Consider the following 5,581-nt stretch of genomic DNA (forward strand, 5'->3'; position numbering starts at 1 on the left):
TGGCGCCTGTCCTGCTGGTCGCCTCCGTCACCGGCCTGCTGGCCGCGCTTGCCGCCGGCCTCTTGGGCAAACGCGGCCTCTCAGGCGAAACGCAGCTGGCCTTCGGTCCGTGGATCGCGCTTGGCGGCTGGATCGTCTGGCTCGCCGGGCCGCGCATTGCGCTGGTCCCGCTGGGTTAAACGTCTTCCGGCGCCACAGGCTCGGCGCCCGCCTTGCGCCGCCGCGCCAGGACAAACACGATCAGCCCGCCGATCAGCAACAGGCCGAACGGCCCGCCCCACAGGATCACCCCGTCCACGCCCTTGCTGCTCGGCCGGAACAGCACGAACTCGCCATACCGGCTCTCGAACCAGTCGCGCACCTCGTCATCGCTCGCACCTTCGCTGACCATCACCCGCACGCGCGCGCGCATGTCCTCGGCAATCGCGGCAGACGATTGCGAAATCGGCTCATTCTCGCACGCGACACAGCGCAGCTCCCGCATCAGCGCCTGCGCCCGCGCCTCCTCGGCCGGATCGTCGAGGGCCTGCGCCGCGCAAGCCATGGCCAGCAGGAGAGCCGTCAGGCCCATCAGCAGGGATCTAAGAAGCATCGGCAGTCCTCCGCCGCCTGGGCCACAGGCTGAACAAGGCCCCCAGTCCCATCAACAGGACACCAAGATACACCAGATCGATCAGCGGGTTGAGATACACCCGCAACACCCAGCGGTCCTCGCCGCCGACATCCCTTCGGTCGCCGAGCGCAATGTAGAGATCGCCCATTCCCGTCTTGTGGATCGCCGTTTCCGTCGTCGGCATCCGTGCCGCCGGATAGTATCGCTTGGTCGGCGCCAGCTCTGCCATTGCGCCATCCTTGCGCGCCGTCAGCTCGGCCCGGTCGGCATACCAGTTCGGCCCCTCGATGGCGTAAACCTCCTTCAGGGTGATGGTCCAGCCAGCCACCGTGCCCGTGCCCCCCACCGGCAGCGCCAGTGTCGCCTCATAGCGCTGCGTCGTTTCAACCACCGCGCCGATGATGAACACGCCGAGCCCCATATGCGCCAGCGTCATGCCCCATACTCGTAGAGGCAGCCGGAACACCCGGCCCGGCGTCACCGCCCGCCGCTTCAGCTCCCACACCGCCCCGAAAACCAGCCACACGCCCAGCGCCAGCCCGAAGGCTGCGCCCAGCGGAATATCCCACAGGCCAACCCCCAGCAGCAGGAACACGGCGACCAGACCCACACCGCCCGCCGCCCACTTCCACAGGCCCGACAGGTCCGCCTTGCCCCAGCTCCACACCTGCACCACGGGCAGGATCAGCAGCAGCAAGGCCAGCATCGGCACGAAGGTCAGCCGGAAATAGGGTTCGCCGACAGAGATCGTCCGCCCGGCCGCCTCGGCGATCAGCGGGAACAGCGTGCCCAGCAGCACGGTCAGCGCCGCCACGACCAGGACCACATTGTTCGCAACCAGCGCGCCTTCGCGGCTGAACATTTCCCACGGCTTCCCGCCATCCAGTTTCGGTGCCCGCAGCGCGAACAGGCCTAGCGCAAATCCGCCATAGACCAGCAGTCCGGCCAGCAGCAGCATGCCCCGCTTCGGATCGACGGCAAACGCGTGCACCGATGTCAGGATGCCCGAGCGCACAAGGAACGCCCCCATCACCGAGAACAGGAAGGCCAGCACGGCCAGCAGGGCGGTCCAGGCGGCAAAGCTGCCGCGCTTTTCCGTCACCACGACCGAGTGCATCAGCGCCGCCCCGATCAGCCACGGCATCAGCGACGCATTCTCCACTGGATCCCAGAACCACCAGCCGCCCCAGCCGAGCTCGTAATAGGCCCAGTAGCTGCCCAGCGCGATGCCGAGCGTCAGCGGAATGAAGGCCGCCAGCGCCCAGCGCCGCGCTTCCTTCGCCCACACCCGGTCAATCCGGCCATCCATCAGTCCCGCCGCCGCCAGCGCGAAGACGAAGGAATAGCCGACATAGCCGAGGTAAAGCATGGGCGGATGGAAGGCGAGCGCCGGATCCTGCAGGATCGGGTTCAGCCCCGCCCCCTGCAGCGGGGCCGGATCCAGCCGCAGATAGGGCGACGAGGCAAACAGCAGGTAAGCCAGCGCGCCGCTGGCCAGCAGGCCCTGCACGCCCAGCGCGCGCGCCTCGAACAGGTCCCGGCCGGTACGCATCCACAATGCGCCCGCTGCGCCATAGCCCAGTGTCACCAGGCACCACAGCGCCATCGAGCCCTCGTGGTTCCCCCATGCCCCGGCAATCTTGTAGATCATCGGCTTCAGCGTGTGGGAATTGTTGGCCGCCAGCGCCAGCGAGAAGTCGGACTCCGCAAAGGCCACGACCAGCGTCAGGAATGACAGGAGCATAACGCCGAACGCCACATGCGCAGCCCGCCCCGACAGCGCCCGCGCGCCGGTCAGGCCGAAAATGCCCTGCGCCAGCGACGCCGCCAGCGCCAGGAACGCCGCAAGGTGGCCAAGTTCGATCATGTCAGCTGGCGCTTGCGGCCGGGCCCGCGCCCAGCGGCTTCAGCTCGCGGGGCTGGTAATTCTCGTCATGCTTGGCCAGCAATTGCCGCGCCGTGAATGTGCCGCTTGCGTCAAACGTGCCGACGGCGACGACGCCCTGCCCCTCGCGGAACAGGTCCGGTGCAATCCCGGTAAAACGCACGCTGATCGTCGACGGGCTGTTGTCGATCACGGTGAAGGCCATTTCGCTGCCATCGCCCGGATAGGTCAGCGATCCCGGCTCCACCCAGCCGCCGATCTTCACTTCCTTGCCAGCGTCTGGCAGGCCGTTTTCTGCAAGGATTTCAGGCGTGTAAAACAGGTTCGCATTCTGCCGCAAGGCGACGAAGGCCAGCCCCGCCGCTGCCAGAAGCAGGGCCGCTGCCACACCAAAAGTCCATAATCTGCGCGTCCGGGCTCTCATGGCGCCACTCTATACCGGCATCCGCCCCATTTGACAGTGCGGCAGATGCGGCAAGGGACGGAAAGCCCTACTCTTCCGCCGGCGCTTGCGGCGCCTCCTGCCCGATCACGTCCAGCATCGGCTTGAACCGTTCGCGCCGCGGGTCGTCCTCCGGCAATTTGGCGAAAACGGCCCGCATCATCTGCGCCGCCCCGTCCTGGTCGCCGGCCTGCGCAGCGCCCATCGCCGCCCACATGCCTGCCCGTACCTGCGTATCGTCCAGCTCATAGGCCCGCGCAAACAGGCGCGCCGCGTCCGGCCCCACCTGACCACCATCCAGCTCGACCAGCACCGTCGCCAGCCCGACAAGCGCCGGCACATGGGCCTCATCACGGCGCAGGGCCGACTGGTAGGCCCGCGCCGCATCGTCCGGGCGGTTCTGGCCGCGCAGCATTTCACCGATGAAATAGTGCGGCTCCGGCGCATCCGGCTGCTCGATCGCGGTCTGCTCCAGGCGCGCCAGCGTCTCGGCCGCGGTCAGTGTCTCGGGGGCCGTGCGGATCTTCTCGAGGATTTCGGTCTGGCGCTTGTCCATCGGCATGTCATCCATGCCCGGCCGGCCCAGCGTAAGATAGCCGCCCACGCCAATGGCAAGGCAAACAGCCACGACGATCATCTGGATGCGGGTCATGTGCAGGCTCATGCTTTCGGAAACCTCAACCGCGCCCGCAATCCGCCCAGCGCACTCTCATCCAGTTCCAGGCGGCCCTTGTGCAGCTCCGCCAGTTCGGTGACGATCGACAGGCCAAGGCCAGTGCCGGGCGTCGTCTCATCCAGCCGCACGCCGCGCTTGAGCGCACCTTCGCGCTGCTCCGGCGTCAGGCCCGGGCCGTCATCCTCGACATCAATCACCAGGTCTTGCGGCCCGTCGCTGATGCGCACCACGACTTCGGCCTTTGCCCACTTGCAGGCATTGTCCATCAGGTTGCCGATCATTTCCTCGAAATCCTGTTTCTCGCCGCGAAAGACGGCCCCGCCGTCGTCCTCGACACTCACATTGATGCCCTTTGCATCGAACAACCGGTTCAGCAAGCTGGCCAGCGATTCCACCACCGGCGCCACGTCCGTGCGTGCGCCCAGCGTTTCGGCCCGCGCCGCCATGCGCGCCCTTTTCAGGTAATGCTCGACATTGGCATGCATGGTCTCCGTCTGGCGGCGCACGACATCATCCAGCTGGCCCTCTCCCTTGGCCTCGTTTTTCAATACCGCGATCGGCGTCTTCAGGGCATGCGCCAGATTGCCCACATGCGTGCGGGCCCGTTCCACGACATCGCGATTGTGCCCGATCAGCTTGTTCAGCTCCTCCGTCAGCGGACGCACCTCGACCGGATATCCCTCGCGCAGCGTCTGGCGCGTTCCGGCCCGGATGTCGGCAATGTCGCGTTCGATCCGTTTCAGCGGCTGCAGCGAATAGCGGATGCCCACCACCATCGCGGCAAACACGCCGCCGAACAGGGCGATCATCGTGCCCACAAGCATGGAGCGAAACCGGGTCGCGGCCTCGTCATTCGGCGTGCGGTCCGCGGCGGCCACGATCACCAGCGGCGTCTCCCTGTTTTCCAGCAGGATCGCCCGCGCCGCCACCCGCACGCGCTGGTCGGCCGGCCCGGCAAAATCGGCAAAATGGGTCGTTCCCGGATTGGCCACCGCGCGCGCGATCTGCGCCGGCGACACCGGCACAGGTTCATCCCACAGGCTGCGCGAGCGCAGGTCGCCCTGAATGGTCAGGTCAGGCTCCAGGCCGACAACCGCCCAGTAGCGGCCGGAATACTGCGTCTGGAACCGGGCATCGTTCGACAGGAAATTGCGTTCTGTATCGGTCACCCGGCCATCGTCGAGAAAGGCGCCTTCCTGGCTCATCTCGCGGGTCAGCGTCACCAGCGTCTGGTCAAGGTCTTCTTCCAGCAGTGAAAGGGTCTGCGCGCCGTACAGCGCCGACAGCGCCAGGGCGCCGCCGATCAGGACAACCAGCCCCCATATCGCGGCGGCCAGCATCATCCGCCGGGCCAGCGACACGTTCGGCCAGCGGTCCATGAATCGGGTAACGGGGTTGCCGGACGGGTCCATTCACACGGTCTGGCACGCCAGGTGCCTATCCTGCAACGCGCGCCTCGTTTTCCGGCACGATCAGGCGATAACCCAGGCCGCGCTCGGTCTGGATGCGGTCGACGCCGATCTTGCGGCGCAGGCGGCCGATGAACACTTCGATCGTGTTCGAATCCCGGTCAAAGTCCTGGTCATAGATATGCTCGACCAGTTCGGTGCGCGGCACGACCCGTCCCTGATGGTGCATCAGGTAGGACAAGACGCGGTACTCATGCGCCGTCAGCTTGATCGGCTCGCCATTCACCATGGCCCGCGCCGCCCGCGTGTCGACCATCAGCTTGCCCGCTTCCAGCGTGGCGGCGGAATGCCCGGCCGCGCGGCGCAGCAGCGCGCGCAGGCGCGCCAGCAATTCTTCCGTGACGAACGGCTTGGCCAGGTAATCATCGGCGCCGGCATCGAAGCCCGCCACCTTCTCGCTCCACTGGTCGCGCGCCGTCAGGATCAGCACGGGGAAGGACTTTCCGTCGGCGCGCCATTTCTTCAGGATGCTCACGCCGTCCATCTTGGGCAGGCC

6 protein-coding genes are annotated in these 5,581 nt (G+C 66.9%); all 6 read right to left on the minus strand.

All coding sequences use genetic code 11. The features are described from left to right. Positions 1 to 175 precede the first annotated feature (175 nt). Positions 176 to 592 carry a cytochrome c-type biogenesis protein gene (locus VR74_RS09275; RefSeq protein ID WP_045696124.1) on the minus strand — a complete coding sequence of 139 codons (417 nt, stop codon included), beginning with the start codon at positions 590 to 592 and terminating at the stop codon, positions 176 to 178. Further along, positions 582 to 2,480: a heme lyase CcmF/NrfE family subunit gene (locus VR74_RS09280; protein ID WP_045696125.1), complete on the minus strand. Its 1,899-nt coding sequence runs from the start codon at positions 2,478 to 2,480 to the stop codon at positions 582 to 584. Before VR74_RS09280 ends, VR74_RS09275 begins: the two co-directional genes overlap by 11 nt. A 1-nt stretch (position 2,481) precedes the next feature. After that, positions 2,482 to 2,922 carry a cytochrome c maturation protein CcmE gene (locus tag VR74_RS09285; protein WP_045696127.1) on the minus strand — a complete coding sequence of 147 codons (441 nt, stop codon included), beginning with the start codon at positions 2,920 to 2,922 and terminating at the stop codon, positions 2,482 to 2,484. Positions 2,923 to 2,989: 67 nt separating this feature from the next. Next, complete coding sequence (locus VR74_RS09290) at positions 2,990 to 3,592, minus strand: hypothetical protein (RefSeq protein WP_299950012.1); 603 nt, start codon at positions 3,590 to 3,592, stop codon at positions 2,990 to 2,992. 8 nt (positions 3,593 to 3,600) lie between these two features. Next, on the minus strand, positions 3,601 to 5,028 hold the full coding sequence (locus VR74_RS09295; RefSeq protein WP_299950014.1) for an ATP-binding protein: 1,428 nt from the start codon (positions 5,026 to 5,028) through the stop codon (positions 3,601 to 3,603). 25 nt (positions 5,029 to 5,053) lie between these two features. Further along, a partial coding sequence (locus tag VR74_RS09300) for a response regulator transcription factor (protein WP_045696131.1) occupies positions 5,054 to 5,581 on the minus strand: 528 nt, incomplete at its 5' end.

The organism is Hyphomonas sp. BRH_c22, from assembly GCF_000961795.1.
Taxonomy (GTDB): Bacteria; Pseudomonadota; Alphaproteobacteria; order Caulobacterales; family Hyphomonadaceae; genus Hyphomonas.

Excerpts from the sequence above, each read along its gene's own strand:
- VR74_RS09275 (WP_045696124.1), bottom strand. The coding sequence starts at position 592 with ATGCTTCTTAGATCCCTGCTGATGGGCCTGACGGCTCTCCTGCTGGCC.
- VR74_RS09280 (WP_045696125.1), bottom strand. The coding sequence starts at position 2,480 with ATGATCGAACTTGGCCACCTTGCGGCGTTCCTGGCGCTGGCGGCGTCG.
- VR74_RS09285 (WP_045696127.1), bottom strand. The coding sequence starts at position 2,922 with ATGAGAGCCCGGACGCGCAGATTATGGACTTTTGGTGTGGCAGCGGCC.
- VR74_RS09290 (WP_299950012.1), bottom strand. The coding sequence starts at position 3,592 with ATGACCCGCATCCAGATGATCGTCGTGGCTGTTTGCCTTGCCATTGGC.
- VR74_RS09295 (WP_299950014.1), bottom strand. The coding sequence starts at position 5,028 with ATGGACCCGTCCGGCAACCCCGTTACCCGATTCATGGACCGCTGGCCG.